21 protein-coding genes and 1 tRNA gene are annotated in these 24,695 nt (G+C 63.9%); 21 read left to right on the top strand and 1 reads right to left on the bottom strand.

What is annotated here, in order from left to right; genetic code table 11:
• From FJW05_RS00590 to FJW05_RS00685, 20 genes are all read left to right on the top strand, one after another.
• Positions 1–1,191: an NADH-quinone oxidoreductase subunit D gene (locus tag FJW05_RS00590; protein WP_140545668.1), complete on the top strand. Its 1,191-nt coding sequence runs from the start codon at positions 1–3 to the stop codon at positions 1,189–1,191.
• Positions 1,191–2,513 carry an NADH-quinone oxidoreductase subunit E gene (locus FJW05_RS00595; RefSeq protein ID WP_140626972.1) on the top strand — a complete coding sequence of 441 codons (1,323 nt, stop codon included), beginning with the start codon at positions 1,191–1,193 and terminating at the stop codon, positions 2,511–2,513. Before FJW05_RS00590 ends, FJW05_RS00595 begins: the two co-directional genes overlap by 1 nt.
• 10 nt (positions 2,514–2,523) lie before the next feature.
• Positions 2,524–3,828, top strand: a complete 1,305-nt coding sequence (nuoF, locus tag FJW05_RS00600; RefSeq protein WP_140545670.1) for an NADH-quinone oxidoreductase subunit NuoF — start codon at positions 2,524–2,526, stop codon at positions 3,826–3,828.
• Positions 3,829–3,903: 75 nt separating this feature from the next.
• On the top strand, positions 3,904–4,587 hold the full coding sequence (locus FJW05_RS00605; protein WP_095764863.1) for an NADH-ubiquinone dehydrogenase: 684 nt from the start codon (positions 3,904–3,906) through the stop codon (positions 4,585–4,587).
• A gap of 74 nt (positions 4,588–4,661) precedes the next feature.
• Positions 4,662–6,743, top strand: a complete 2,082-nt coding sequence (gene nuoG, locus FJW05_RS00610) for an NADH-quinone oxidoreductase subunit NuoG (RefSeq protein ID WP_140626974.1) — start codon at positions 4,662–4,664, stop codon at positions 6,741–6,743.
• Positions 6,744–6,745: 2 nt separating this feature from the next.
• On the top strand, positions 6,746–7,789 hold the full coding sequence (gene nuoH, locus FJW05_RS00615; RefSeq protein WP_140626976.1) for an NADH-quinone oxidoreductase subunit NuoH: 1,044 nt from the start codon (positions 6,746–6,748) through the stop codon (positions 7,787–7,789).
• Positions 7,789–8,280, top strand: coding sequence for an NADH-quinone oxidoreductase subunit NuoI (gene nuoI, locus FJW05_RS00620; RefSeq protein WP_095764866.1), 492 nt, complete (start codon positions 7,789–7,791; stop codon positions 8,278–8,280). Before nuoH ends, nuoI begins: the two co-directional genes overlap by 1 nt.
• Positions 8,281–8,508: 228 nt before the next feature.
• Positions 8,509–9,129 carry an NADH-quinone oxidoreductase subunit J gene (locus FJW05_RS00625; RefSeq protein ID WP_140545674.1) on the top strand — a complete coding sequence of 207 codons (621 nt, stop codon included), beginning with the start codon at positions 8,509–8,511 and terminating at the stop codon, positions 9,127–9,129.
• Between the two features lies 1 nt (position 9,130).
• Positions 9,131–9,439 carry an NADH-quinone oxidoreductase subunit NuoK gene (gene nuoK, locus FJW05_RS00630; RefSeq protein ID WP_027168992.1) on the top strand — a complete coding sequence of 103 codons (309 nt, stop codon included), beginning with the start codon at positions 9,131–9,133 and terminating at the stop codon, positions 9,437–9,439.
• An 11-nt stretch (positions 9,440–9,450) separates the two neighbouring features.
• Positions 9,451–11,424: an NADH-quinone oxidoreductase subunit L gene (gene nuoL / locus FJW05_RS00635; RefSeq protein ID WP_140626977.1), complete on the top strand. Its 1,974-nt coding sequence runs from the start codon at positions 9,451–9,453 to the stop codon at positions 11,422–11,424.
• Positions 11,424–12,929, top strand: coding sequence for an NADH-quinone oxidoreductase subunit M (locus tag FJW05_RS00640; protein WP_140626979.1), 1,506 nt, complete (start codon positions 11,424–11,426; stop codon positions 12,927–12,929). Before nuoL ends, FJW05_RS00640 begins: the two co-directional genes overlap by 1 nt.
• A gap of 14 nt (positions 12,930–12,943) precedes the next feature.
• On the top strand, positions 12,944–14,380 hold the full coding sequence (gene nuoN / locus FJW05_RS00645) for an NADH-quinone oxidoreductase subunit NuoN (RefSeq protein ID WP_140626981.1): 1,437 nt from the start codon (positions 12,944–12,946) through the stop codon (positions 14,378–14,380).
• A gap of 4 nt (positions 14,381–14,384) precedes the next feature.
• Positions 14,385–15,206 (top strand): biotin--[acetyl-CoA-carboxylase] ligase, encoded by an 822-nt coding sequence (locus FJW05_RS00650; RefSeq protein ID WP_140626983.1) that lies wholly within the window; start codon positions 14,385–14,387, stop codon positions 15,204–15,206.
• A 96-nt stretch (positions 15,207–15,302) separates the two neighbouring features.
• On the top strand, positions 15,303–16,973 hold the full coding sequence (locus FJW05_RS00655; RefSeq protein WP_140626985.1) for a ribonuclease J: 1,671 nt from the start codon (positions 15,303–15,305) through the stop codon (positions 16,971–16,973).
• Positions 16,974–17,121: 148 nt separating this feature from the next.
• Positions 17,122–17,526 carry a methylmalonyl-CoA epimerase gene (mce, locus tag FJW05_RS00660; protein ID WP_140626987.1) on the top strand — a complete coding sequence of 135 codons (405 nt, stop codon included), beginning with the start codon at positions 17,122–17,124 and terminating at the stop codon, positions 17,524–17,526.
• Positions 17,523–17,807: a DUF1467 family protein gene (locus tag FJW05_RS00665; RefSeq protein WP_095764873.1), complete on the top strand. Its 285-nt coding sequence runs from the start codon at positions 17,523–17,525 to the stop codon at positions 17,805–17,807. Before mce ends, FJW05_RS00665 begins: the two co-directional genes overlap by 4 nt.
• A 573-nt stretch (positions 17,808–18,380) precedes the next feature.
• On the top strand, positions 18,381–19,709 hold the full coding sequence (proS, locus tag FJW05_RS00670; RefSeq protein ID WP_140626989.1) for a proline--tRNA ligase: 1,329 nt from the start codon (positions 18,381–18,383) through the stop codon (positions 19,707–19,709).
• Entirely contained in the window at positions 19,706–20,992 is a 1,287-nt protein-coding gene (locus tag FJW05_RS00675) for a lipoprotein-releasing ABC transporter permease subunit (RefSeq protein ID WP_140626992.1), read from the top strand. The genes proS and FJW05_RS00675 overlap by 4 nt, the downstream gene beginning before the upstream one ends.
• Positions 20,989–21,672: an ABC transporter ATP-binding protein gene (locus FJW05_RS00680; protein ID WP_181164814.1), complete on the top strand. Its 684-nt coding sequence runs from the start codon at positions 20,989–20,991 to the stop codon at positions 21,670–21,672. Before FJW05_RS00675 ends, FJW05_RS00680 begins: the two co-directional genes overlap by 4 nt.
• Before the next feature lie 562 nt (positions 21,673–22,234).
• Positions 22,235–23,485 (top strand): site-2 protease family protein, encoded by a 1,251-nt coding sequence (locus FJW05_RS00685; RefSeq protein WP_140626994.1) that lies wholly within the window; start codon positions 22,235–22,237, stop codon positions 23,483–23,485.
• A 10-nt stretch (positions 23,486–23,495) separates the two neighbouring features.
• Here the strand turns inward: FJW05_RS00685 and lipB are convergent, their stop codons facing one another.
• A complete protein-coding gene (lipB, locus tag FJW05_RS00690) occupies positions 23,496–24,239 on the bottom strand; it encodes a lipoyl(octanoyl) transferase LipB (protein ID WP_140626996.1) in 744 nt (247 codons plus the stop codon).
• Positions 24,240–24,478: 239 nt separating this feature from the next.
• Here lipB and FJW05_RS00695 point away from each other — a divergent pair.
• Positions 24,479–24,563 (top strand) — tRNA-Leu (locus tag FJW05_RS00695).
• Positions 24,564–24,695: the final 132 nt, after the last annotated feature.

The raw sequence follows: 24,695 nt of genomic DNA on the forward strand, positions 1-24,695 counted from the left end.
ATGGCTGAAACCTCCGTCCGCAACTTCAACATCAACTTCGGTCCGCAGCATCCTGCGGCGCATGGCGTTTTGCGCCTGGTGCTGGAGCTGGACGGCGAAGTGGTCGACCGCGTCGATCCGCATATCGGTCTGCTGCATCGCGGCACCGAGAAGCTGATCGAGGCCAAGACCTATCTGCAGGCAGTGCCCTATCTCGACCGGCTGGATTATTGCGCGCCGATGAACCAGGAGCATGCCTTTGCGCTCGCGGCCGAGCGCCTGCTCGGCATCGAGGTGCCGAAGCGCGGTCAGCTGATCCGCGTGCTCTATTCCGAGATGGGCCGCATCATGTCGCACATCTTGAATGTGACGACGCAGGCCATGGACGTCGGCGCGCTGACGCCGCCGCTGTGGGGCTTCGTCGAGCGCGAAAAGCTGATGGTGTTCTATGAGCGCGCTAGCGGTTCGCGCATGCATGCGGCCTATTTCCGGCCGGGCGGCGTGCACCAGGACCTGCCGCAGAAGCTGGTCGAGGACATCGGCAAGTGGATCGACCCGTTCCTGAAGTCGATCGACGATCTCGACGCGCTCTTGACCGGCAACCGCATCTTCAAGCAGCGCAATGTCGATATCGGCATCGTGTCGCTGGCCGACGCCTGGGCCTGGGGCTTTTCGGGCGTGATGGTGCGCGGCTCGGGCGCTGCCTGGGACCTGCGCAAATCGCAGCCCTATGAATGCTATTCCGAGATGGATTTCGACATTCCGATCGGCAAGAACGGCGACTGCTACGACCGTTACCTGGTGCGTATGGAAGAGATGCGCCAGTCGGCCAGGATCATGCGCCAATGCGTCGATCTCTTGTTGGGCAAGGAAAGCGCCGGCCCGGTGTCGAACCTCGACGGCAAGGTCGTGCCGCCGAAGCGCGCTGCAATGAAGCGCTCGATGGAAGCGCTGATCCATCACTTCAAGCTCTATACCGAGGGCTACCGCGTGCCGGCCGGCGAGGTCTATGCGGCCGTCGAGGCGCCGAAGGGCGAATTCGGCGTCTACCTGGTCTCCGACGGCACCAACAAGCCCTATCGCTGCAAGCTGCGCGCCCCCGGTTTCGCGCATCTGCAAGCCATGGATTTCCTGTGCCGCGGCCACATGCTGGCCGACGTCACCGCCGTGCTTGGCTCCCTCGACATCGTGTTTGGTGAGGTCGATCGCTAATGTCAGTCCGCCGTCTTGCAGAAGCCAGCCTCCAGCCAGCCACCTTCGCCTTCAACGAGGCGAACGCGGCAGCCGCACAGCAGTGGATCGCCAAATATCCGAAAGGGCGCGAGCAGTCGGCGATCATCCCGCTGCTGATGATTGCGCAGGAGCAGGAAGGCTGGGTCACCAAAGCGGCGATCGAGACGATCTCGGACATGCTCGGCATGCCGCGCATCCGCGGCCTCGAGGTCGCGACCTTCTACACGCAGTACCAGCTCAATCCGGTCGGCACGCGCGCCCATATCCAGGTCTGCGGCACCACGCCCTGCATGCTGCGCGGCTCGGAAGCGCTGATGGATGTGTGCCGTTCGAAAATCCATCACGACCAGTTCCACACCAACGATAAGGGCACGCTGTCGTGGGAGGAGGTCGAATGCCTCGGCGCCTGCGTCAACGCGCCGATGGTCATGATCTTCAAGGACACTTTCGAGGACCTGACGCCTGAGCGGCTGACCGAGATCATCGATCTCTACGACGCCGGCAAGGGCGCCGAGGTGAAGCCTGGTCCGCAGAACGGCCGCCACGGGTCCGAGCCGGCTACCGGGCTGACGACGCTGACCAGCGAAAAGGCGATCCTGAAGTCGACGCGCGACAAGGAAGCCAGGGCGGCGGCGAAAGCCGCCAAGGAAGCTCTCGCGTCGGCGCCGCCTGTAGCTTCCGCCGCAGCCCCGGCACCCGCTGCGCCGGCAAGCTCGGCGCCAGCTCCGGCCGCCTCTGGCCCGGTTGGACCGTCAAAATCCAGCAAGCCGAAGACCCATGCGGCTGAAACCAGCCCGGCGCTCAACACGCCGTCGCCGGTCAAGGTCGCCCCGGCCACCGAGAACGGCGCCAGCGTCAGGGCACCGCGTCATTCGGCCGCCAACGCCAACCAGGCCGCTCCGGAAGTCGAGGCGGTTTCAAAGCCGCGCAGCGGGCCGAAGACCAAGGCCGAGCCGGCCACCGCTTTCAAGGCGCCGGAAACCAAGCAGCCTGTCGCCAAGACGGCGAAACCTTCGCTCGACGACAAGAACCGGCCGGCCGGCATCGAGCGCCCGGCAACGGTCGACGATCTCAAGCTGATCTCAGGCGTCGGCCCGAAGATCGAAGGCACCCTGCATTCGCTGGGCATCTACACCTTCGCGCAGGTCGCCGCCTGGAAGAAGGCCGAGCGCGAATGGGTCGACGGCTATCTCAATTTCCGCGGCCGCATCGAGCGCGACGACTGGGTGAAGCAGGCCAAGGCGCTCGCCAAGGGCGGCGTCGCCGAATACATCCGCGTCTTCGGCAAGAAGCCGGTCTGAGGGACGAAAAATGCTTCAGGACAAAGACCGCATCTTCACCAACATCTACGGCCTGTTCGACAAGTCGCTGGCCGGCGCGCAGTCGCGCGGCATCTGGGACGACACGCCAGGCCTCGTCGCCAAGGGGCGCGACTGGATCATCAATGAAATGAAGGCGTCCGGCCTGCGCGGCCGTGGCGGCGCCGGCTTCCCGACCGGGTTGAAATGGTCGTTCATGCCCAAGCAGAGCGATGGACGGCCGAGCTATCTCGTCATCAATGCCGACGAATCCGAGCCCGGCACCTGCAAGGACCGCGATATCCTGCGCAACGATCCGCACACGCTGGTCGAGGGCGCACTGGTCGCCGGCTTCGCCATGGGTGCGATCGCAGCCTACATCTACGTGCGCGGCGAGTTCATCCGCGAGCGCGAGGCGCTGCAGCGCGCCATCGACGAGGCTTACGCGGCCAAGCTGATCGGCAAGAACAACACGTCCGGCTACGACTTCGACATCTACATGCATCATGGCGCCGGCGCCTATATCTGCGGCGAGGAGACGGCGCTGCTCGAAAGCCTGGAAGGCAAGAAGGGCCAGCCGCGGCTGAAGCCGCCATTCCCGGCCAATGTCGGCCTCTATGGCTGCCCGACCACCGTCAACAACGTCGAATCGATCGCGGTGGCGCCGACCATCCTGCGCCGGGGCGCCGCCTGGTTCTCGTCCTTCGGCCGCCCGAACAATGCCGGCACCAAGCTGTTCTGCGTGTCCGGCCACGTCAACAATCCGTGCACCTTCGAAGAAGCGATGTCGATCCCGTTCCGCGAGCTGATCGAGACACATTGCGGCGGCATCCGCGGCGGCTGGGACAATCTGCTCGCGGTCATTCCGGGCGGCGCTTCGGTGCCGCTGGTGCCGGCCGAGCAGATCATGGACGCGCCGATGGATTTCGACGCGCTGCGCGACCTGAAATCCGGCCTCGGCACGGCCGCCGTCATCGTCATGGACAAGTCGACGGATATCGTGAAGGCGATCGCCAGGCTGTCCTACTTCTACAAGCATGAGAGCTGCGGCCAGTGCACGCCGTGCCGCGAAGGCACCGGCTGGATGTGGCGGGTGATGGAACGGCTGGTGCGCGGAGAGGCGCAGAAGCGCGAGATCGACATGCTGCTCGACGTCACCAAGCAGGTCGAGGGCCACACGATCTGCGCGCTGGGCGACGCGGCTGCCTGGCCGATCCAGGGCCTGATGCGGCATTTCCGCGGCGAGGTGGAACGCCGCATCGACGAGTTTTCGCGCAACGCGCACCGGGTCGAGCCGGTGATGGTGGCGGCGGAATAAGACTACGAAATACGGGCTTGGCCCGAAGACTAAAAAACTGGGGCGGGCATACGAAGAAACGACCAGGAGATCTCTATGGCGCCGTATTCGATACCCTATCCGTTCGTGCCTGATTTGGACCAACTCGAGAAGATGAACCAGGACCTGACCAAGATGATGCCGAAGGAGATGGCCAGCGCCGTCAACCTTCTGGCGCATCCAGTCGCGGGTGCCGCCGCGATGTCGGCGCTCAGCATCGGTCTGGCCAACCACGCCGTCGGCATGTGGATGGGCGCGTTCACCGGCGCGCTGGAGGCTTCGCAGCGCATGTTCCAGCCTTTCCTCGACGATCTCGAGGCGCAGCACGAAGCGGCCGCCAACGCCTCCAAGGCGCGCAAGGCGACCGAGACGTTGATCGCCAGGGCTCAGACCTTCGCCCAGGATGTGACCGACATAGCGGCGAACGCGACCGAGAAAGCGCTCGACGCGACCGGGGCCGATATTGTCGCCCAACCGGCTGCAACGGGGCTGATGCCCGAGGATTTCAGGCAGCCTAAGGCCGTCGACAAGCCGGCGAAGCCGTCGGACCTGAAGGCGATTTCGGGTATCGGACCGAAGCTGGAAAAGGTGCTCAACGGTCTCGGCATCTGGACCTATGGCCAGATCGCCGCCTGGACGTCGGAAGAGATCGCCTGGGTGGAAGATTACCTGTCGCTCGCCGGCCGTATCGGCCGCGACAACTGGACTGCCCAGGCCGCGGCGCTTGCCGCGAAGAAGTGAATTGAAATGCCGGGCGCGGCTTCAGTCGCGCCCGGAAGGATAGATTGCGGGACATCCGCAGAGGTTTGAGGCGAATGGCAAAGCTAAAGGTCGACGGGAAAGAGATCACGGTACCCGACCATTACACGCTGCTGCAGGCGGCCGAGGACGCCGGCGCGGAAGTGCCGCGCTTCTGCTTCCACGAGCGGCTGTCGATCGCCGGCAATTGCCGCATGTGCCTGATCGAGGTAAAGGGCGGTCCGCCCAAGCCGCAGGCCTCCTGCGCCATGGGCGTGCGCGACCTGCGCCCGGGCCCGAATGGCGAGCCGCCGGAAATCTTCACCAACACGCCGATGGTCAAGAAGGCCCGCGAAGGCGTGATGGAATTCCTGCTGATCAACCATCCGCTCGATTGTCCGATCTGCGACCAGGGCGGCGAATGTGACCTGCAGGACCAGGCGATGGCCTTCGGCGTCGATTCCTCGCGCTATCACGAGAACAAGCGTGCGGTCGAGGACAAGTATATAGGCCCGCTGGTCAAGACGGTGATGAACCGCTGCATCCATTGCACGCGCTGCGTCCGCTTCACCACCGAGGTCGCCGGCATTTCCGAGCTCGGCCTGATCGGCCGCGGCGAGGATGCCGAGATCACCACCTATCTCGAACAGGCGATGACGTCGGAGCTGCAGGGCAATGTCATCGATCTGTGCCCGGTCGGCGCGCTGACCTCCAAGCCGTTCGCCTTCCAGGCGCGGCCGTGGGAGCTGACGAAGACGGAATCGATCGACGTCATGGACGCCGTCGGCTCGGCGATCCGCGTCGACAGCCGCGGTCGCGAAGTGATGCGCATCCTGCCGCGCGTCAACGAGGCGGTGAACGAGGAGTGGATCTCCGACAAGACCCGCTTCATCTGGGACGGCCTGCGCACGCAGCGCCTAGACCGCCCTTACGTGCGCAAGAACGGCAGGCTCGTTTCGGCAAGCTGGGCGGAAGCCTTCGCAGCGATCAAGGACGAGGTTGCAAAGACCGCGCCCGAGCGGATCGGCGCCATCGCCGGCGATCTCGCCGCGGTCGAGGAAATCTACGCGCTTAAGCTGCTGATGGCGGCGCTCGGCTCGAAGAACGTCGACTGCCGCCAGGACGGTGCCGCGCTCGATCCGTCGCTCGGCCGCGCCAGCTACATCTTCAACCCGACCATCGAAGGCATCGAGCAGGCCGATGCGGTGCTGATCATCGGCGCCAATCCGCGCTTCGAGGCCTCGGTGCTCAACGCTCGCATCCGCAAGCGCTGGCGCGTCGGCAATCTGCCGGTCGGCGTCATCGGCGAGATCGGCGACACACGCTACGACTATGAGCTGATCGGCGCCGGCCCGGAATCGCTCAAGGATCTTGCCGACGGCAACGGCAAGTTCTTTGAGGTGCTGAGCAAGGCCACGCATCCGCTGATCATCGTGGGCCAGGGCGCGCTGGCGCGCACCGACGGCGCAGCGGTGCTCGGCCAGGCAGCCAGGCTCGCGGCTGCCGTCAACGCGGTCACAGCCGAGTGGAACGGATTTGCGGTGCTGCACAACGCAGCGGCAAGAGTAGGCGGCCTCGATGTCGGCTTCGTGCCGGGCGAGGGCGGCAAGAACGTCGCCGGCATGCTGGGCGACACCGATGTGCTCTTCCTGCTCGGCGCGGACGAGATCGACATGGCCAAGACCGGCGGCGCCTTCGTCGTCTATATCGGCACGCATGGCGATGCCGGCGCGCACCGCGCCAATGTCATCCTGCCGGCCGCGGCCTACACCGAGAAGTCGGGCACCTATGTCAACACGGAAGGCCGCGTGCAGCAGACCAACCGCGCCGGCTTCGCCCCTGGCGAGGCGCGCGAGGACTGGGCGATCCTGCGGGCGCTCTCCGACGTGCTCGGCAAGAAGCTGCCCTTCGATTCGCTGGCGCAGCTGCGTGCCAAGCTCTATGGCGAATTCCCGCATCTCGCCCGCATCGACCAAGTGCAGGCGGGCAGCGGCGACGACATCGCCAAGGTGGCGAAGCTCGGCGGCCGGCTTAACAAGGGCACCTTCACCTCGCCGGTGAAGGACTTTTATCTCACCAACCCGATCGCGCGGGCGTCGGCCGTGATGGCTGAATGCTCGGCGCTGGCCAAGAGCGGCTTCAAGCAGGCGGCGGAATAAGCATGGACACCTTCTTCTCCTTTTATGTGCTGCCGACGCTGCTGATCCTGTTGAAGTCGGTCGTACTGATCGTCGTGCTGCTGATCGGCGTCGCCTATCTGCTCTATGCCGACCGCAAGATCTGGGCGGCGGTGCAATTGCGGCGTGGGCCGAACGTCGTCGGTCCGTGGGGAACGCTGCAGGCCTTTGCCGACCTTCTGAAATTCGTCTTCAAGGAGCCGGTGATCCCGTCGGGCGCCAACAAGGGCGTGTTCCTTCTGGCGCCGCTGGTCTCGGCGGTGCTGGCGATTTCGGCCTGGGCGGTCATTCCGGTCAGTGAGGGCTGGGCGATCGCTAACATCAATGTCGGCATCCTCTATGTCTTCGCCATCTCCTCGCTTGAGGTTTATGGCGTGATCATGGGCGGCTGGGCATCGAACTCGAAATATCCGTTCCTCGGCGCGCTGCGCTCGGCCGCGCAGATGGTGTCCTACGAAGTCTCGATCGGCTTCGTCATCGTCACCGTGCTGCTCACCGTCGGCTCGCTCAACCTCTCCGACATCGTCATGTCGCAGCAGGACGGTCTCGGCACGCGGCTCGGCCTGCCTAACACCTTCCTCGACTGGCATTGGCTGTCGCTGTTGCCGATGTTCGTGGTGTTCTTCATTTCGGCGCTGGCCGAAACGAACCGCCCGCCTTTCGATCTCGTCGAGGCGGAATCGGAACTTGTCGCCGGCCACATGGTCGAATATTCGTCCACGCCGTTCCTGCTCTTCTTCCTCGGCGAGTATGTCGCCGTCGTCCTGATGTGCGCGCTGGCGACCATCCTGTTCCTCGGCGGCTGGCTGCCGCCGTTCAACTTCGCGCCTTTCACCTGGGTGCCGGGGGTGATCTGGTTCGTGCTGAAGATCTGCCTGATGTTCTTCATGTTCTCCATGGTGAAGGCTTTCGTGCCGCGCTACCGCTACGACCAGCTGATGCGGCTGGGCTGGAAGGTGTTCCTGCCGATCTCGCTGTTCATGGTCGTCGCCACCGCGGCCTTCCTCAAGATCACGGGGTTTGCGTGATGTCCGCTCTGGCCCAGGCCGCAAAATCGCTGCTGCTGAAGGATTTCGTCAGCGCCTTCTTCCTGTCGATGCGCCAGTTTTTCGCGCCGAAGGAGACGATCAACTATCCGCATGAGAAGGGGCCGATCAGCCCGCGTTTCCGTGGTGAGCATGCGCTGCGCCGCTATCCGAACGGCGAGGAACGCTGCATCGCCTGCAAGCTCTGCGAGGCGATCTGCCCGGCGCAGGCCATCACCATCGAGGCCGGGCCGCGCCGCAATGACGGCACGCGCCGCACCGTGCGCTACGATATCGACATGGTGAAGTGCATCTATTGCGGCTTCTGCCAGGAAGCCTGCCCGGTCGACGCCATCGTCGAGGGGCCGAATTTCGAATTCGCGACCGAGACGCGCGAGGAGCTCTACTACAACAAGGAAAAGCTGCTCGCGAACGGCGATCGCTGGGAGCGGGAGCTGGCGCGCAACATCGCGCTGGATGCGCCGTATAGGTGATTAGCGTGCTTCTCCCCGTTTACGGGGAGAAGATGCCGGCAGGCAGATGAGGGGCGGCGCCAGCTTCTGGAAAGTTGGCGTACCCCTCATCCGGCCCTTCGGCCACCTTCTCCCCGTAAACGGGGAGAAGGAACAAGAAAGTGGACGGCGCAACGTCGTCCGTCTAAGGAACACGCGGTTTCGAACCGGAGGCGGGTCGGAGTCGGAATTTGGAACCCGGGGGAACCCATGCTGAGTGGACTAGAGGCGGCCTTTTTCTACCTCTTCGCCTTTATCGCCGTGGCGTCGGCCTTCATGGTCATTTCGTCGCGCAACCCCGTGCATTCCGTGCTGTTCCTGATCCTCACCTTCTTCAACGCCGCGGGGCTGTTCATGCTGACCGGCGCCGAGTTCCTGGCGATGATCCTGCTGGTCGTCTATGTCGGCGCGGTGATGGTGCTTTTCCTGTTCGTCGTCATGATGCTCGACGTCGACTTCGCCGAGATGAAAGAGGGGGCGCTGCAATACGCGCCGATCGGCGCGCTGGTCGGGCTGATCCTGGCGGCGGAGCTGATCGTCGTGCTCGGCGGCTACACATTCGCGCCGCAGCTCGCCTCGACGGTAGCCAAGGCAACGCCGGATCTCGCCACTCGCTCCAACACGGCGGCGCTCGGCGACATCCTCTACACGGACTACCTCTATTATTTCCAGATTTCCGGCCTGGTGCTGCTGGTCGCCATGATCGGCGCCATCGTCTTGACGTTGCGCCACAAGGAAGGCGTCAAGCGGCAGTCGATCGCCGCGCAGGTCGCCCGCACGCCGGCGACGGGCATGGAAATCCGCAAGGTCAAATCGGGCGAGGGCATCTGAGATGGTCGTCGGCATTGCACATTATCTGACCGTATCGGCGATCCTGTTCACGCTCGGCGTGTTCGGCATCTTCCTGAACCGCCGCAACATCATCGTCATCCTGATGTCGATCGAGCTCATCCTGCTTGCGGTCAACATCAACTTCGTCGCTTTCTCGGCGGCGCTGCACGACCTCGTCGGACAGGTCTTTGCCCTGTTCGTGCTGACGGTCGCAGCCGCTGAAGCCGCGATCGGACTTGCCATTCTTGTCGTCTTCTTCCGCAACCGCGGGTCGATCGCGGTCGAAGACGTGAGCGCGATGAAGGGTTGACGGGAACCACCATGTATCAGGCTATCGTCTTCCTTCCGCTGCTTGGCTTCCTGATTGTCGGCCTGTTCGGCAATTCGCTCGGCGCCAAGGCTTCCGAATACATCACTTCCGGCTTCCTGGTGATCGCGGCGGTGCTGTCGTGGGTTGCCTTCTTCACCGTCGGCTTCGGCCATGGCGAGGTGTTCACCGTGCCGGTGCTGCGCTGGATCCAGTCGGGCGGCATCGACGCCTCCTGGGCGCTCAGGATCGACACGCTGACGGTGGTGATGCTGGTCGTCGTCAACACCGTGTCGGCGCTGGTCCACATCTACTCGATCGGCTACATGCACTACGATCCGAACCGGCCGCGTTTCTTCGCCTATCTGTCGCTGTTCACCTTCGCGATGCTGATGCTGGTGACGGCCGACAACCTCATTCAGATGTTCTTCGGCTGGGAAGGCGTCGGTCTCGCCTCATATCTCTTGATCGGCTTCTGGTACAAGAAGCCGTCGGCCAATGCGGCGGCGATCAAGGCTTTCGTCGTCAACCGCGTCGGCGACTTCGGCTTCGCGCTCGGCATCTTCGGCGTATTCGTGCTGTTCGGCTCGGTCAATCTGAGCACCGTCTTCGCCAATGCCGCATCCTTCCTGCCGGCCGAAGGCGCGCCGGCGGGTGCCGCCGTGCTCACCTTCCTCGGCCAAGCGCTCGACAAGCAGACGGCGCTGACGGTGGTCTGCCTGCTGCTCTTCATGGGCGCCATGGGCAAGTCGGCGCAGGTGCCGCTGCACACTTGGCTGCCGGACGCGATGGAAGGCCCGACGCCGGTCTCCGCGCTGATCCACGCCGCGACCATGGTGACCGCCGGCGTGTTCATGCTGGCGAGGCTTTCGCCGCTGTTCGAGCTGTCGCATTCGGCGCTGACCGTCGTCACTTTCATCGGCGCATTCACCGCCTTCTTTGCGGCGACCGTCGGCCTCGTCCAGAACGACATCAAGCGCGTCATCGCCTATTCGACCTGCTCGCAGCTCGGCTACATGTTCGTGGCGCTCGGCGTCGGCGCCTATGGCGCGGCGATCTTCCACCTTTTCACGCACGCCTTCTTCAAGGCGCTGCTGTTCCTCGGCTCCGGCTCGGTCATCCATGCCGTGTCCGACGAGCAGGACATGCGCAAGATGGGCGGCCTGCGCAAGCTGATCCCGGCGACCTACTGGATGATGGTCGTCGGCACGCTGGCGCTGACCGGCGTCGGCATTCCGGCAACGGTGATCGGCACTGCCGGCTTCTTCTCCAAGGACGCCATCATCGCGACCTCCTTCGCCAGCCACAATGCGGTCGCCGGCTTCGCCTTTATCCTGCTGGTGGTCGCCGCCTGCTTCACCAGCTTCTATTCCTGGCGGCTGATCTTCATGACCTTCCACGGCGAGCCGCGCGCCAGCCACGAGGTCATGCACCATGTCCACGAATCGCCGCCGGTGATGCTGGTGCCGCTCTATGTGCTGGCCGCCGGCGCGCTGTTTGCCGGTATCATCTTTCACGGCGCCTTCATCGGCGAGGGTTACGCCCAATTCTGGAAGGCTTCGCTGTTCACGCTGCCGGAAAACCGCATCCTGCGTGAGATCCACGAATTGCCGCTCTGGGTCGAGCTCGCCCCGTTCGTCGCCATGCTGATCGGCCTCGCGGTGGCCTGGAAATTCTATATTCGCTCGCCGGAACTTCCCCGAAGCGTCGCCGCCAATCATCGCCTGCTTTATGCGTTCCTGCTCAACAAGTGGTATTTCGACGAGCTCTACGACTTCTTGTTCGTGCGGCCGGCGAAGCGCCTCGGCAGGTTCCTGTGGAAGACCGGCGACGGCGCCGTCATTGACGGCCTCGGCCCCGACGGCATCTCGGCGCGCGTCGTCGACGTCACCAACAGGGTCGTCAAGCTGCAGACCGGCTATCTCTACCACTATGCCTTCGCCATGCTGATCGGCGTGGCCGCTCTCGTCACCTGGATGATGCTCTGATGACCGACTGGCCAATCCTCTCGCTGGTCACCTTCCTGCCGCTGGTTGGTGTTCTGCTCATCCTTTTCATCAGCGACGACAGCGAAAACGCGCGCCGCAACATCCGCGCGATCGCATTCATCACGACGGCGTTCACCTTCGTCGTCTCGCTGTTCATCTGGACGGGCTTCGACAATTCGCAGGCCGGCTTCCAGTTCGTCGAGAAGCACGCCTGGCTGGATTCGGGCATTTCCTACCATATGGGCGTCGACGGCATCTCGATGCTGTTCGTCATCCTGACCACCTTCCTGATGCCGCTCTGCATACTGGCCTCCTGGGATGCGATCGAGAAGCGGGTCAAGGCCTATATGATTGCCTTCCTGATCCTCGAGACGCTGATGATCGGCGTGTTCTGCGCGCTCGACATCGTGCTGTTCTACGTCTTCTTCGAGGCCGGCCTGATCCCGATGTTCATCATCATCGGCGTCTGGGGCGGCAAGCGGCGCGTCTATGCCTCGTTCAAGTTCTTCCTCTACACGCTCGCCGGCTCGGTGCTGATGCTGCTCGCCATCATGGCGATGTTCTTCCAGTCGGGCACGACCGACATTCCGACGCTTTTGACGCATGATTTCCCGGCCAACATGCAGACCTGGCTGTGGCTTGCCTTCTTCGCCTCCTTCGCAGTGAAGATGCCGATGTGGCCGGTGCATACCTGGCTGCCCGACGCCCACGTCGAGGCGCCGACCGCGGGCTCCGTCATCCTGGCCGGCATCCTGCTGAAGATGGGCGGGTACGGCTTCCTGCGCTTCTCGCTGCCGATGTTCCCGGAGGCGTCGGCGATGTTCGCGCCGCTGGTGTTCACGCTTTCCGTCGTCGCCATCATCTACACCTCGCTGGTGGCGCTGATGCAGGAGGACATGAAGAAGCTGATCGCCTATTCGTCGGTCGCCCATATGGGCTTCGTCACCATGGGCATCTTCGCTATGAACCAGGAAGGCGTGCAGGGCGCGATCTTCCAGATGCTCAGCCACGGCCTCGTCTCGGGCGCGCTGTTCCTGTGCGTCGGCGTCATCTACGACCGCATGCATACGCGCGAGATCGACGCCTATGGCGGTCTGGTCAACAACATGCCGAAATACGCCACCGTGTTCATGATCTTCACCATGGCCAATGTCGGCCTTCCCGGCACCAGCGGCTTCGTCGGCGAGTTCCTGACCATGCTCGGCGTGTTCAAGGTCAACACCTGGGTGGCGTTCTTCGCCGCCACCGGCGTCATCCTGTCGGCGGCCTACGCGCTGTGGCTCTATCGCCGGGTGATCTTCGGCGCGCTGACCAAGGACAGCCTGAAAAACCTGCTCGACCTTTCGCCGCGCGAGAAGGCGATCGTCTACCCGCTGGTGGCGCTGGTCATCTTCTTTGGCGTCTACCCGGCGCCGGTGTTCGACGCGACCGCCGCTTCAGTCAAGACGCTCGTCACCAACGTCACCGCATCCATCAATTCCGCGCAGACCGCGGCGGCGAACTGACTGGGGAATAGACCATGACGCCGGACCTTCTCTCCAGCTTTTCGCTCTCGACTCCGGAACTGATCCTCGCCGTCGGCGCGCTGGCGCTCCTGATGATTGGGGCCTATTCGCGCTCCAACAGCACCATGACCGTGACCGGGCTGGCGGTTCTCGTGCTGGTGGTGGCCGGACTGTGGCTTGCCTTCTCCGGCACGCAGGGCTCAGCCTATGGCGGCGCCTTCGTGCAGGATCCCTTCAGCGCCTTCATGAAGATGCTGTCGCTGATCGGCTCGGCGGTGACGCTGATCATGTCGATGCGCTTCGCGCGCCAGGAACATTTCGACAAGTTCGAATTCCCGGTACTGGTGCTGCTCTGCACGCTGGGCATGCTGTTGATGATCTCCGCCAACGGCATGATCGGGCTTTATCTCGGGCTCGAGTTGCAGTCGCTGGCGATTTATGTGCTGGCGGCGATCAACCGCGACAATCTGCGCTCGACCGAAGCCGGCCTGAAATACTTCGTCCTCGGCGCGCTGTCGTCGGGCATGCTGCTCTACGGCATCAGCCTCGTTTACGGCTACACCGGCAATACCGGCTTCCAGGAAATCGCGACGGCGCTTGGCAGCGGCGAGCGCCAGCTCGGCCTCGTCTTCGGCCTGGTGTTCGTGCTGGCAGGCCTCGCCTTCAAGATCTCGGCCGTGCCGTTCCACATGTGGACGCCGGACGTCTATGAGGGCGCGCCGACACCGATTACCGCCTTCCTGGCAGCCGCTCCGAAGATGGCGGCGATGGCGCTGATCGTGCGCGTCACCATGGGCGCCTTCAAGCCGATCGCATCGGACTGGCAGCAGATCGTCGTCTTCATCTCGATCGCCTCGATGGCGCTCGGCGCCTTCGCGGCCATCGGTCAGACCAACATCAAGCGCCTGATGGCCTATTCCTCGATCGGCCACATGGGCTACGCGCTGGTCGGCCTTGCCGCCAACAGCCAGGCCGGCGTGCGCGGCGTCGCCATCTACATGCTGATCTATCTGGTGATGACGCTCGGCACCTTCGCCTTCATCCTCGCCATGCGGCGCAAGGAAGGCAATGTCGAGCAGATCAGCGATCTTTCCGGTCTCGCCTCGACCAATCCGTTCATGGCCACCATCCTCACCATCCTGATGTTCTCGCTGGCCGGCATTCCGCCGCTCGCAGGCTTCTGGGGGAAGTGGTACGTGTTCCTCGCCGCCATCAACGCGCATCTCTACGCGTTGGCGATCATCGGCGTGCTGGCCTCGGTGGTGGGCGCCTATTATTACCTGCGCATCATCAAGATCATGTGGTTCGACGAACCGGTCGGCGGCTTCGTGCCGATGGCCAGCGAGCTGCGCCTCGTGCTCGGCGTCAGCGGCGCCTTCGTGCTGTTCTATGTGCTGATCGGCGGGCCGATCGGCAGCTATGCCGAAGCCGCCGCCAAGACCTTCTTCTGACGGGATGGCATTTCGGCTGGCTCCAACCGCGGCGTCGGAGGGGTTCCGGCTCGAGGCGCATGACAGCGTCGGCTCGACCAACGCGCTGGCGCTGGAGCACGCGCGCGCCGGCGATCCCGGCAAGCTCTGGGTCGTTTCGAAGAAGCAGGAAAGCGGCCGCGGCCGCCGTGGCCGTGTATGGGCAACGCCCGAAGGCAATCTCGCGGCGACGCTGCTTCTGGTTCCGGGCGGCGAGCTCCGCCTTGCCGCGACGCTCGGCTTTGTCGCGGGGCTTGCACTGGCCGACGCGCTAGACGCCGTCGTGCCGAAGGGCCGGATCGCCGTCGCCTTGGATGGCGCAAGCCAGGGCCGCAACCGCTTCGAATTGAAATGGCCGAACGACGTGCTGGCTTCGGGCGCCAAGCTTGCCGGCATCCTGTTGGAGTCGGCGATGCTCGATGGCGGCCGCTTTGCCGTCGCCATCGGCATCGGCGTCAACGTCGTGGCTTACCCTGAGGATTTGCCTTATCCAGCGACGTCGCTGCAGGCGCTGGGCGCCACTTGCGATGCCGAAACCCTGTTCCTGGCGCTTTCGGATGCCTGGAGCGAGAATGCCCGGATGTGGGATGACGGGCGCGGGCTCGATGCCATCAGAAAGCGCTGGCTTGCCCGCGCAGCCGGCCTCGGCGGCGAGGTTGCTGTCAGAATTGACGGTAATGTGGTGCGCGGCGTCTTCGAAACCATTGACGAGGACTGCCGTTTCGTGATCCGCGACGATGAGGGATCGGTTTTGACGATCGCGGCCGGCGACGTGCATTTCGGCGCGGTCGCTTCGGCCCGCGTATAATTTTGTTTTTGCGCAATTCCGGGCGGAAAGCCGTGACACGCTTTTCCGGGAATTGCGCCAACGGCTTGGCCAAAGCGGCCAGGAAGGAAAGAATTGATGGCGAATAGACAAAACGCCGAGCTCGTTTTCGCGCCGCTGGGCGGCGTCGGCGAGATCGGCATGAACTTCGCCCTTTACGGCTATGGGCCCGCCGACGCGCGCGAATGGATTATCGTCGATGTCGGCGTCACCTTTCCGGACTCGGCACATCCCGGCGTTGATCTCATCCTGCCCGATACGCGCTTCATCGAGGAGAATATCGACGGCCTGCGCGGCATCGTCATCACCCACGCGCATGAGGATCATTACGGCGCGCTGCTCGACATCTGGCCGAAGCTTAAAGTCCCGGTCTGGATGACGCCGTTCACCGCCGGCCTGCTCGAAGCCAAGCGGCAGGGCGAGCAGGGCGCGCCGAAGATCCCTGCGTCGATCTACCGGGGCGGCGAGAAATTCACCATCGGACCTTTCGAGATCGAGGCCATTCCGGTGGCGCACTCGATTCCCGAGCCGATGTCGCTGGCGATCACCACGCCCGCCGGCACCGTCATCCACACCGGCGACTGGAAGATCGACCCGGCGCCGACGATCGGCCCGAAGACCGACGAGGCACGCTTCCGCGCCTATGGCGACAAGGGCGTGCTGGCGCTGATCTGCGATTCCACCAACGCGCTTAGGGAAGGGGAGTCGCCGTCGGAAGTCGCTGTCGGGGAAGGCCTCAAGGGCGTCATCGAGAGCGCGAAGGGGCGCGTCGCGGTCACGACCTTCTCCTCCAATGTCGGGCGCATCGTCTCGATAGCCAAGGCGGCACGCGATGCCGGCCGGCAATGCCTCGTGCTCGGCCGATCGCTGAAGCGCGTTATCGATGTGGCGGGCGAGCTCGGCTACATGGACGGGCTGCCGGAGTTCATCGCCGAGGAGGACTATGGCTATATCCCGCGCGAGAACCTGGTGATCATCTGCACCGGCAGCCAGGGCGAGCCGCTGGCTGCCCTTGCCAAGCTTTCGCGCGACGAGATGAAGTCGGTGGCGCTGACGGCCGGCGATACGGTGGTGTTTTCCTCGCGCACCATCCCGGGCAACGAAAAGGGAATTCTCGAGATCAAAAACCGGCTGATCGATCTCGGCATGAAGATCATCGAGGACGGCGACGCGCTGGTGCATGTCTCCGGCCACCCGCGCCGCAGCGAATTGCGCAAGATGTATGAATGGGTGCGGCCGCAGATCGGCGTTCCCGTGCATGGCGAGGCGGCGCATCTGGTGGCGCAGGGCTCGCTGATGTCGATGTCGGGGATCGGCCAGGTGGCGCAGGTGCGCGACGGCGACATGCTGAGGCTCTGGCCTGGCCCGGCGACGATCATCGACCAGGTGCCGTTCGGGCGGCTCTACAAGGATGGCTCGCTGATCGGCACCGACCAGGCGATGGGCATACGCGACCGTCGCAAGCTTTCCTTCGCCGGGCATGTCGCGGTCAATGTCGTGCTCGACGACAAATATGAGCTTGCCGGCGACCCCGACCTGGTGGCGATCGGCGTCGCCGAAGCGGATGCCCGCGGCGAGACACTGGAGGACCTGATGCTCGATGCGGCAATCGGCGCGGTGGACTCCATTCCGCGTCAGCGCCGAAAAGACCTCGACCTGGTGCAGGAGGCGGTGCGCCGCGCAGTGCGCGGCGCCGCCAACGAAGCCTGGGGCAAGAAGCCGCTGGTGACGGTGTTTGTTACGAGATGAGGCAGTAGGCAGTAGGCACTAGGCAGTAGGCAATAGGAAAGGCAATTGCTTTTTAGCTCGCCAAATTTGCTTCTTCTCTACTGCCTACTGCCTACTGCCTACTGCCTACTGCCTACTGCCTACTGCCTACTGCCTGAGGAAACCGCCGATGCTTGGACGCCTGAACCATGTCGCGCTTGCCGTGCCGGACCTGGCCGCGGCAATGGCCGCCTATCGCGATACGCTGGGCGCGCGGCTGAGCGAGCCGCAGGTGCTTCCGGAGCATGGTGTGAGCGTGGCGTTCGTCGATGTCGGCAACACCAAGATCGAGTTGCTGGAGCCGCTGGGCGAGGCATCGCCCATCGCCGCTTTCCTCGAGAAGAACCCTTCGGGCGGCATGCATCACGTCTGCTATGAGGTCGACGATATCCTGGCCGCTCGCGATCATTTGAAGCAAAGCGGCGCGCGCGTGCTTGGCGACGGCAATCCGAAGATCGGCGCGCATGGCAAGCCGGTGCTGTTCCTGCATCCCAAGGATTTCTTCGGCACGCTGGTCGAACTGGAGCAGGCATGAACTGGATCCTGTTCGCGGCGCTGTTCTTCGTCACCTGGTGGCTGGTGCTGTTCGTCGTTCTTCCGTTCAGCCTGCGCACCCAGGACGACGACCAGGATGTCACGCTCGGCACCGTTTCCAGCGCGCCGCGCGGCCCGCATATGCTGCGCGCCTTCGCCCGCGCGACGATCGTGACGGTGGTCGTGATGGGCATTCTCTACGGCCTGACGATGGGCCTGGGATTCAGCTTCGACGATATCATGCGGATCATGCCGGACTTTAGTCCGAATGCCCATCACTGACGCTGAAGATACAGTCTCCCCAAGTATTAAGCAGCATACGCGCGCCAAGGTTGAATTCGGAAGCCGGCTTCCGAATTCGGCGGCTAACCGTGGCTGATGCCGTTTGGCAGATGATCGCGCTAAGCAGATGATTGCACAAAAAAAATGCAAGGCACAAGGCCTTGCAATTTAAACGCGTCCGATCCGTTTCCGGTGTCCGGCGGCAGCGAGTTACCGCGCCTAGATCGCATCCTCCCAAGACTTTGACCGCGTAGGAGAGCAGATTTTTCTCCGCCCTCTCGGTTATCGGCGCACACTAGACCAAGGCAGGTGAAAATGTCACGAAGAATTTTGCCTCGAAACAGGCAATATCGTGCTGCACTGCACAATAGTGCGGCAGGGCTTGCTTGTGAATCGATCAAAAAGCCATTTGCGGCACTTTGCAGCCAAAATCGCCTTTTTGGGAAGGTGCAGAAGGCCCGATACTTTGGGGCACTCGGGTTTCCATTCGGCCATGAAATGGCTATGAAGCCCGGGCAAGCAGCCTCGGTTGCGCCGATTCCCGCGCCGCCATTTTCACTCACGGACAAGTCCATGCGTTTGTCGCGCTATTTCCTGCCCATTCTCAAAGAAAATCCCCGCGAGGCCGAGATCGTCTCGCATCGGCTGATGCTGCGCGCCGGCATGATCCGCCAGCAGGGGCAGGGCAGCTTTTCGTGGCTGCCATTGGGCAAGCGCGTGCTGGACAAGGTCTGCCAGATCATCCGCGAGGAACAGAACCGCGCCGGCGCGCTGGAAATCCTGATGCCGACCATCCAGTCGGCGGATCTGTGGCGCGAAAGCGGCCGTTACAACGACTACGGCAAGGAGATGCTGCGCATCAAGGACCGCCAGGACCGTGACATGCTCTACGGGCCGACCAACGAAGAGATGGTCACCGAGATTTTTCGTGCCTACGTGAAGTCCTACAAGGACCTGCCGCTCAACCTCTACCATATCCAGTGGAAGTTCCGCGACGAGGTGCGCCCGCGCTTCGGCGTCATGCGCAGCAGAGAATTCCTGATGAAGGACGCCTATTCGTTCGACCTCGATTTCGAGGGCGCCAAGGCCGCCTACAACCGTATGTTCGTCTCATATCTCAGGACGTTCACACGCATGGGCCTGCAGGCCATTCCAATGCGCGCCGACACCGGTCCGATCGGCGGCGATCTCAGCCATGAGTTCATCATCCTGGCCGAAACCGGCGAGAGCCAGGTGTTCTGCGACCGCGCCTATCTGACGCTCGACGTGCCGGGCGCCGGCACGGACTTCTCCAACGACGCCGAGATCGGCGATATCGTGAAGAAGTGGACGACGCCTTATGCCGCCACCGACGAGATGCATGACGAGGCGGCCTGGGCGAACGTTCCGCCAAGCGAGCAGGTCTCGGCGCGCGGCATCGAGGTCGGCCACATCTTCCACTTCGGCGAGAAATACTCCAAGCCCATGGGCGCCAAGGTGACCGGACCCGACGGCAAGGATCACTTCGCCTCTGGCGGCTCCTACGGCATCGGTCCATCGCGCCTGGTCGCGGCGATCATCGAGGCGAGCCATGACGAGAACGGCATCATCTGGCCGGAAGCGGTGGCGCCCTTCGACATCGGCCTGATCAACATGAAGGTCGGCGACGGCGAATGCGACCGCGTCTGCGACGAGCTCTATGCGGCGCTTAGCGCAGCCGGCAAGGACGTGCTTTGTGACGACACCGACCAGCGTCCCGGCGGCAAATTCGCCACCGCCGACCTGATCGGCCTGCCGTGGCAGGTGATCGTCGGCCCGCGCGGCGTGGCCGCCGGCGAGGTCGAGATCAAGAACCGCAAATCGGGCGAGCGCGAGACGCTGCCGATCGCCGAGGCCAAGAAACGCCTGGGTATCGCCGCATGAACGAGGCGGCGGCAGCGGCCAGATCAGCGGCGGGCGCTTTCTCCGGCTTCGAGCGCATGGTGGCGTGGCGCTATCTGCGCTCGCGCCGCAAGGAGACGGTGATCTCGGTCATCGCCTCGATCTCCTTTCTCGGCATCATGCTCGGCGTCGCGACGTTGATCGTCGTCATGGCCGTGATGAACGGTTTCCGCGCCGAATTGCTGACCCGCATCCTCGGCGTCAACGGCCATCTCATCGTGCAGCCGCTCGATTCGCCGCTGGAGGACTACGCCCAGGTGGCGAGCCGAATCAACGGTGTTTCGGGCGTCAAATACGCCATCCCGCTGATTGACGGCCAGGTCCTGGCGCAAGGCAATGTCGGCGGCGGCACGGGCGCCCTGGTGCGCGGCATCCGCGGTGAGGACCTCGGCAAGATTTCGATCGTCGCCAGCAACATCAAGCAGGGCACGCTCGACGGTTTCGACACCGGCGACGGCGTGGCGATCGGCAAGCGCATGGCCGAAAGCCTCGGACTGGTGCTCGGCGACACCATCACGCTGATCTCGCCGGACGGCGACGTGACGCCGCTCGGCACCACGCCGCGCATGAAGGGCTACAAGGTGGCGGCGATCTTCGAGGTCGGCATGTCGGAATATGACAGCTCGATCGTCTATATGCCGTTCTCGGAAGCGCAGCTCTATTTCAACATGGACGGGCGCGCGCAGACCATCGAGATCTATGTCGACAATCCCGACAATGTCGACGCGTTGAAGCCGCTGGTCGAGCAGGCGGCGCAGCGGCCGGTCGACCTCGTCGACTGGCGCCAGCGCAACGAGACCTTCTTCTCGGCGCTGCAGGTCGAGCGCAACGTCATGTTCATGATCCTGACGCTGATCGTGCTGGTGGCGGCGCTCAACATCATTTCCGGCCTCATCATGCTGGTGAAGGACAAGGGCCACGACATCGCCATCCTGCGCACGATGGGCGCCTCGCGCGGCGCGATCCTGCGCATCTTCCTGATGACCGGCGCGGCGATCGGCGTCACCGGCACCATCGCCGGCGTGCTGCTCGGCGTCATCATCTGCATCAATATCGAATCGATCCGCCAGTTCTTCTCCTGGATGACCGGCCGGATCCTGTTCAACCCCGAGCTCTATTTCCTCAGCCAGCTGCCGGCAAAGATGGATCCGCGCGAGACGACCTATGTCGTCATCATGGCGCTGGCCCTGTCGTTCCTCGCGACGGTGTTCCCGGCCTGGCGGGCCGCCCGGCTCGATCCCGTCGAAGCCTTGAGGTACGAATGATGGCCGAGGCCATTATCGAGTTGAAGGGCGTCGAGCGGCACTACGTCCAGGGGCCGCGCAAGCTCACCATTTTGAACGGCGCCGACTTTTCGCTCAGGCGCGGAGAGATGGTGGCGCTGGTGGCGCCGTCGGGCACCGGCAAGTCGACCCTTTTGCACACGGCCGGTCTGCTGGAGCGGCCCGACGCCGGCGACGTGATCCTCGCCGGCCGTGCCTGCGGCCGGCTGTCGGACGAGGAGCGCACCGCGATCCGCCGCAACGATGTCGGCTTCGTCTATCAGTTCCATCATTTGCTACCGGAGTTCTCCGCGCTCGAGAACATCATGATGCCGCAACTGATCAAGGGGCTCGGCCGCAAGGAAGCATCCGAGCGGGCGGCACAGCTCCTCGACTATATGCAGATCGGCAAGCGCGCGCAGCACCGGCCGGCCGAGCTTTCCGGCGGCGAGCAGCAACGCGTCGCCATTGCCCGCGCGGTCGCCAACGCGCCGCTGGTGCTGCTGGCAGACGAGCCGACAGGCAATCTCGATCCGGTCACCGCCTCCTATGTGTTCGATGCGCTGGAGGCGCTGGTCAGGCAGTCGGGCCTCGCAGCGCTGATCGCCACCCACAACCACGAGCTCGCCGGACGCATGGACCGGCGCGTGACGTTGGCCGAGGGCAAGGTCGTGCCGCTTTAGGCCAAACCGATATTCGGATGAGGCTGGCCTGCGGACGGCAGGTTCCCTGCGCTTCCGGTACTCACGTACTTTAAGTACGCTCCGTTCCGGTTCTCGGAACCTACCGTCCTCGACTCAGCCTGATCCGAATCTCGGCTTGCCCTGGCTCTGCGCACCGAGGCCCAATCCGCCGTCAACCCTTCCTTAACCCTGCCCTAACGGACCGCTCGAATTTCCCCGGCGTGCTGCAGGCGGCCGTTGACATTCGAACAAAATTAGAACAAATTGCGAACATTCCAACAACGGAGAGAGTTATGTCTGATCTGGTTCAGGATGTTGTCTCGCTGGTTTGCATGAGCACCTTTCTCGTTTCCATGGCGATCTGGATCGGCGCCATGTGATCAGGCGGCTTCGCCGCTACCGGGACGGGCAATGGCCCGTCCGTTGTTCGGGCGGGCAACAAGGCCCGCCTGTGGGATAAGCAAAGCCCGCCTTGAACGGGCAAGAGCCCACCCATTGCTGTTAAGCCTTTCTTGGCCGCGTCGCCGCTAGGCTGCTCCTTCAAGACAGGGAGCCAAGGCAAGTGTCGGTCATCGTCACGGTCACGCTCGTGGCCGGCAATCTCGGACTGATCTTTCTTTTGATGACCGTGCCGCTTGGACTGCGCACGGTGACGGTCAGCCGCGTGATCAAGGCCGACCGCAATCGCCTTTGGCAGGCGCTGTGGCCGTTCGGCAGCGATGCCGGCTGGTCGGGCGGAATCCTTTCCGCCGAACCGCTGGATAGCGAAGGGACGGCGCTGATCCGGCTCTCCTGGGAAGGACGGGACGGCCGGACGATCGACCGCAAGGCGCGGTTGGAGGATGTGAGGGAGGGAAGCTGCTTCTCGATGACGGTCCTCGAGGATACGGCGCTCGATCCCTCGTTCTGGGCGAACTATCGCGAGACCGCCGAACTCGTACCGGAAGGTGATGCCACGCGGGTGACGCTCAGCCAGACCGATCGCTATCGCGGTGTCGCGTTCCTGATCTTCCGCTTCTTCGCCATGCGCCGTGAGCTCCGCAAGCTGGACGTGTGGGCGGCTACCGGCACGTATCGCAGGGGCGGCTGGTTCGAGCATCCGCTGAGCCAGGTCGGCTTCGCCGTGCTTTCGGCCCTGATCCTGTGGCCGTTCTTCGGGCTCAATCTTGGCGGCCTGGCGCTGGCGGCGATCCTCACCTCGGTGGTCGCCCTGCACGAGCTTGGCCACATGGCCGCCTTCCGCCTGACGGGGCATCGCCGGGCGCGGATGATCTTCATTCCGCTGCTTGGCGGCATCGCCATCGGCGGCAGGCCCTATGACAGCCGCTTCGAGGTCGCCTTCGTGGCGCTTATGGGCGCCGGCTTCTCCGCCTTCCTGGTGCCGGTGCTGATCGCCGCCAGCGGCTTCGCCAATGGCGAAGGACATCGGCTGGCCGCCATGCTTTTGGCCACGCTTGCCGGCTGCGCGTCGCTGTTCAACATCGCCAATCTGGTGCCGGTGTGGAAATTCGACGGCGGCCAGGTGCTGCGCCAGATCTGCCCGGGCCCGGCCGCACTTGCGCTGGCGTCCTTCCTGCTGCTCTTGGCGCTTCTGTCGCTCGGCTGGCGGGCTGGTTTCTCGCCGAGCTTCCTGCTGATCGCCGGCGCGGTATTCGCGATCCTCAGCTTGATCACCGTGGGCAGCGGCGTGAAGCCGCGCCACGAGCTGAAGCCGATCCGGCCCTTCGACAGGCTGGCCATGGCCGGCGCGCTGCTCGCCGTTTTTGCCATCCATGGCTACGGGATGCTGTGGGCGTCCGCGCAGCTCATGTAGGCGGAGCGGCTTAGCTAGCCTTGCGAGCGGGCTCGGCGGCAGAAACTGCGGCAGGTCCGAACACATCCTCGAACGCAGCTTTCAGCGCGAGGTCGAGGTCGGCCATGGTGACCGGCAGCCCAAGATCGACGAGGCTGGTCACGCCATGATCCGAGACGCCGCAGGGCACGATGCCGCTGAAATGGCCGAGGTCCGGTTCGACATTGATGGCGATGCCGTGGAAGCTCACCCAGCGCCGCAGCCGGATGCCGATGGCCGCGATCTTGTCTTCGGCGGGCGTGCCGTCCGGCAGGGCGGGCCGGTTCGGTCGTACCACCCAGACGCCGACGCGGTCCTCGCGCCGCTCGCCGCGCACGTTGAAGGCGGCGAGCGTGGCGATGATCCATTGCTCGAGCGCCGCGACGAAGGCGCGCACATCCTCGCGCCGGCGCTTCAGGTCGAGCATCACATAGGCCACGCGCTGGCCGGGACCGTGATAGGTATATTCGCCGCCGCGCCCGGCGGCAAAGACCGGAAAGCGGTCGGCATCGATCAGGTCTTCAATTCGCGCGCTGGTTCCGGCGGTGTAGAGCGGCGGATGCTCGACCAGCCAGACCATCTCGCCGGCAGCACCGCTGCGGATCGCCTCGGCGCGCGCTTCCATGAAGGCCAGCGCGTCCGGATAAGAGGTGAAGCCAGGTTCGATCATCCATTCCACCGGCGACGAACCAGGCAGGGGAAGGAACGACGTGGCGATCTGGCTGCGTTCGGTCATGGAACTTTCTCGATGCTCCTCTCATATGGCGGCAATCGGCCAAAACGTCCAGTTTCGCCAGTGTGAAGCCGAGCCGCGGCGGCTTGTGCCAGCCGCTTTGCCTGATGCACGTCGTCCTCCCAAAACCTCTGCGCAGTTGTGGGCGATACGCATTCGCGAATATTCCGCTCGGCGCACTTGTTTCGCCGGAAACGATTTGCTACAGGCCCCGGGCCGGTCGGTTCCGGCTCCTACCACGTGCGGTCGTGGCGGAATTGGTAGACGCGCAGCGTTGAGGTCGCTGTGGGGCAACCCGTGGAAGTTCGAGTCTTCTCGACCGCACCATTCTCCCCAAAAGCCTGTTGAATTTGGCTTCGGCGAGCGATCGTCGCTGCCGGCGGTTTCCTAGACCAAAGTGAAGCGGCGGCGGGCCATGAGACCACACCGCCGCTGATGCTTGACGCGAGGCGATTCCGG

It is taken from the genome of Mesorhizobium sp. B2-9-1 (assembly GCF_006439455.1).
GTDB lineage: Bacteria > Pseudomonadota > Alphaproteobacteria > Rhizobiales > Rhizobiaceae > Mesorhizobium.

Coding starts and splice junctions, on each gene's coding strand:
- FJW05_RS00590 (WP_140545668.1), top strand. CDS start 1: ATGGCTGAAACCTCCGTCCGCAACTTCAACATCAACTTCGGTCCGCAG.
- FJW05_RS00595 (WP_140626972.1), top strand. CDS start 1,191: ATGTCAGTCCGCCGTCTTGCAGAAGCCAGCCTCCAGCCAGCCACCTTC.
- nuoF (WP_140545670.1), top strand. CDS start 2,524: ATGCTTCAGGACAAAGACCGCATCTTCACCAACATCTACGGCCTGTTC.
- FJW05_RS00605 (WP_095764863.1), top strand. CDS start 3,904: ATGGCGCCGTATTCGATACCCTATCCGTTCGTGCCTGATTTGGACCAA.
- nuoG (WP_140626974.1), top strand. CDS start 4,662: ATGGCAAAGCTAAAGGTCGACGGGAAAGAGATCACGGTACCCGACCAT.
- nuoH (WP_140626976.1), top strand. CDS start 6,746: ATGGACACCTTCTTCTCCTTTTATGTGCTGCCGACGCTGCTGATCCTG.
- nuoI (WP_095764866.1), top strand. CDS start 7,789: ATGTCCGCTCTGGCCCAGGCCGCAAAATCGCTGCTGCTGAAGGATTTC.
- FJW05_RS00625 (WP_140545674.1), top strand. CDS start 8,509: ATGCTGAGTGGACTAGAGGCGGCCTTTTTCTACCTCTTCGCCTTTATC.
- nuoK (WP_027168992.1), top strand. CDS start 9,131: ATGGTCGTCGGCATTGCACATTATCTGACCGTATCGGCGATCCTGTTC.
- nuoL (WP_140626977.1), top strand. CDS start 9,451: ATGTATCAGGCTATCGTCTTCCTTCCGCTGCTTGGCTTCCTGATTGTC.
- FJW05_RS00640 (WP_140626979.1), top strand. CDS start 11,424: ATGACCGACTGGCCAATCCTCTCGCTGGTCACCTTCCTGCCGCTGGTT.
- nuoN (WP_140626981.1), top strand. CDS start 12,944: ATGACGCCGGACCTTCTCTCCAGCTTTTCGCTCTCGACTCCGGAACTG.
- FJW05_RS00650 (WP_140626983.1), top strand. CDS start 14,385: ATGGCATTTCGGCTGGCTCCAACCGCGGCGTCGGAGGGGTTCCGGCTC.
- FJW05_RS00655 (WP_140626985.1), top strand. CDS start 15,303: ATGGCGAATAGACAAAACGCCGAGCTCGTTTTCGCGCCGCTGGGCGGC.
- mce (WP_140626987.1), top strand. CDS start 17,122: ATGCTTGGACGCCTGAACCATGTCGCGCTTGCCGTGCCGGACCTGGCC.
- FJW05_RS00665 (WP_095764873.1), top strand. CDS start 17,523: ATGAACTGGATCCTGTTCGCGGCGCTGTTCTTCGTCACCTGGTGGCTG.
- proS (WP_140626989.1), top strand. CDS start 18,381: ATGCGTTTGTCGCGCTATTTCCTGCCCATTCTCAAAGAAAATCCCCGC.
- FJW05_RS00675 (WP_140626992.1), top strand. CDS start 19,706: ATGAACGAGGCGGCGGCAGCGGCCAGATCAGCGGCGGGCGCTTTCTCC.
- FJW05_RS00680 (WP_181164814.1), top strand. CDS start 20,989: ATGATGGCCGAGGCCATTATCGAGTTGAAGGGCGTCGAGCGGCACTAC.
- lipB (WP_140626996.1), bottom strand. CDS start 24,239: ATGACCGAACGCAGCCAGATCGCCACGTCGTTCCTTCCCCTGCCTGGT.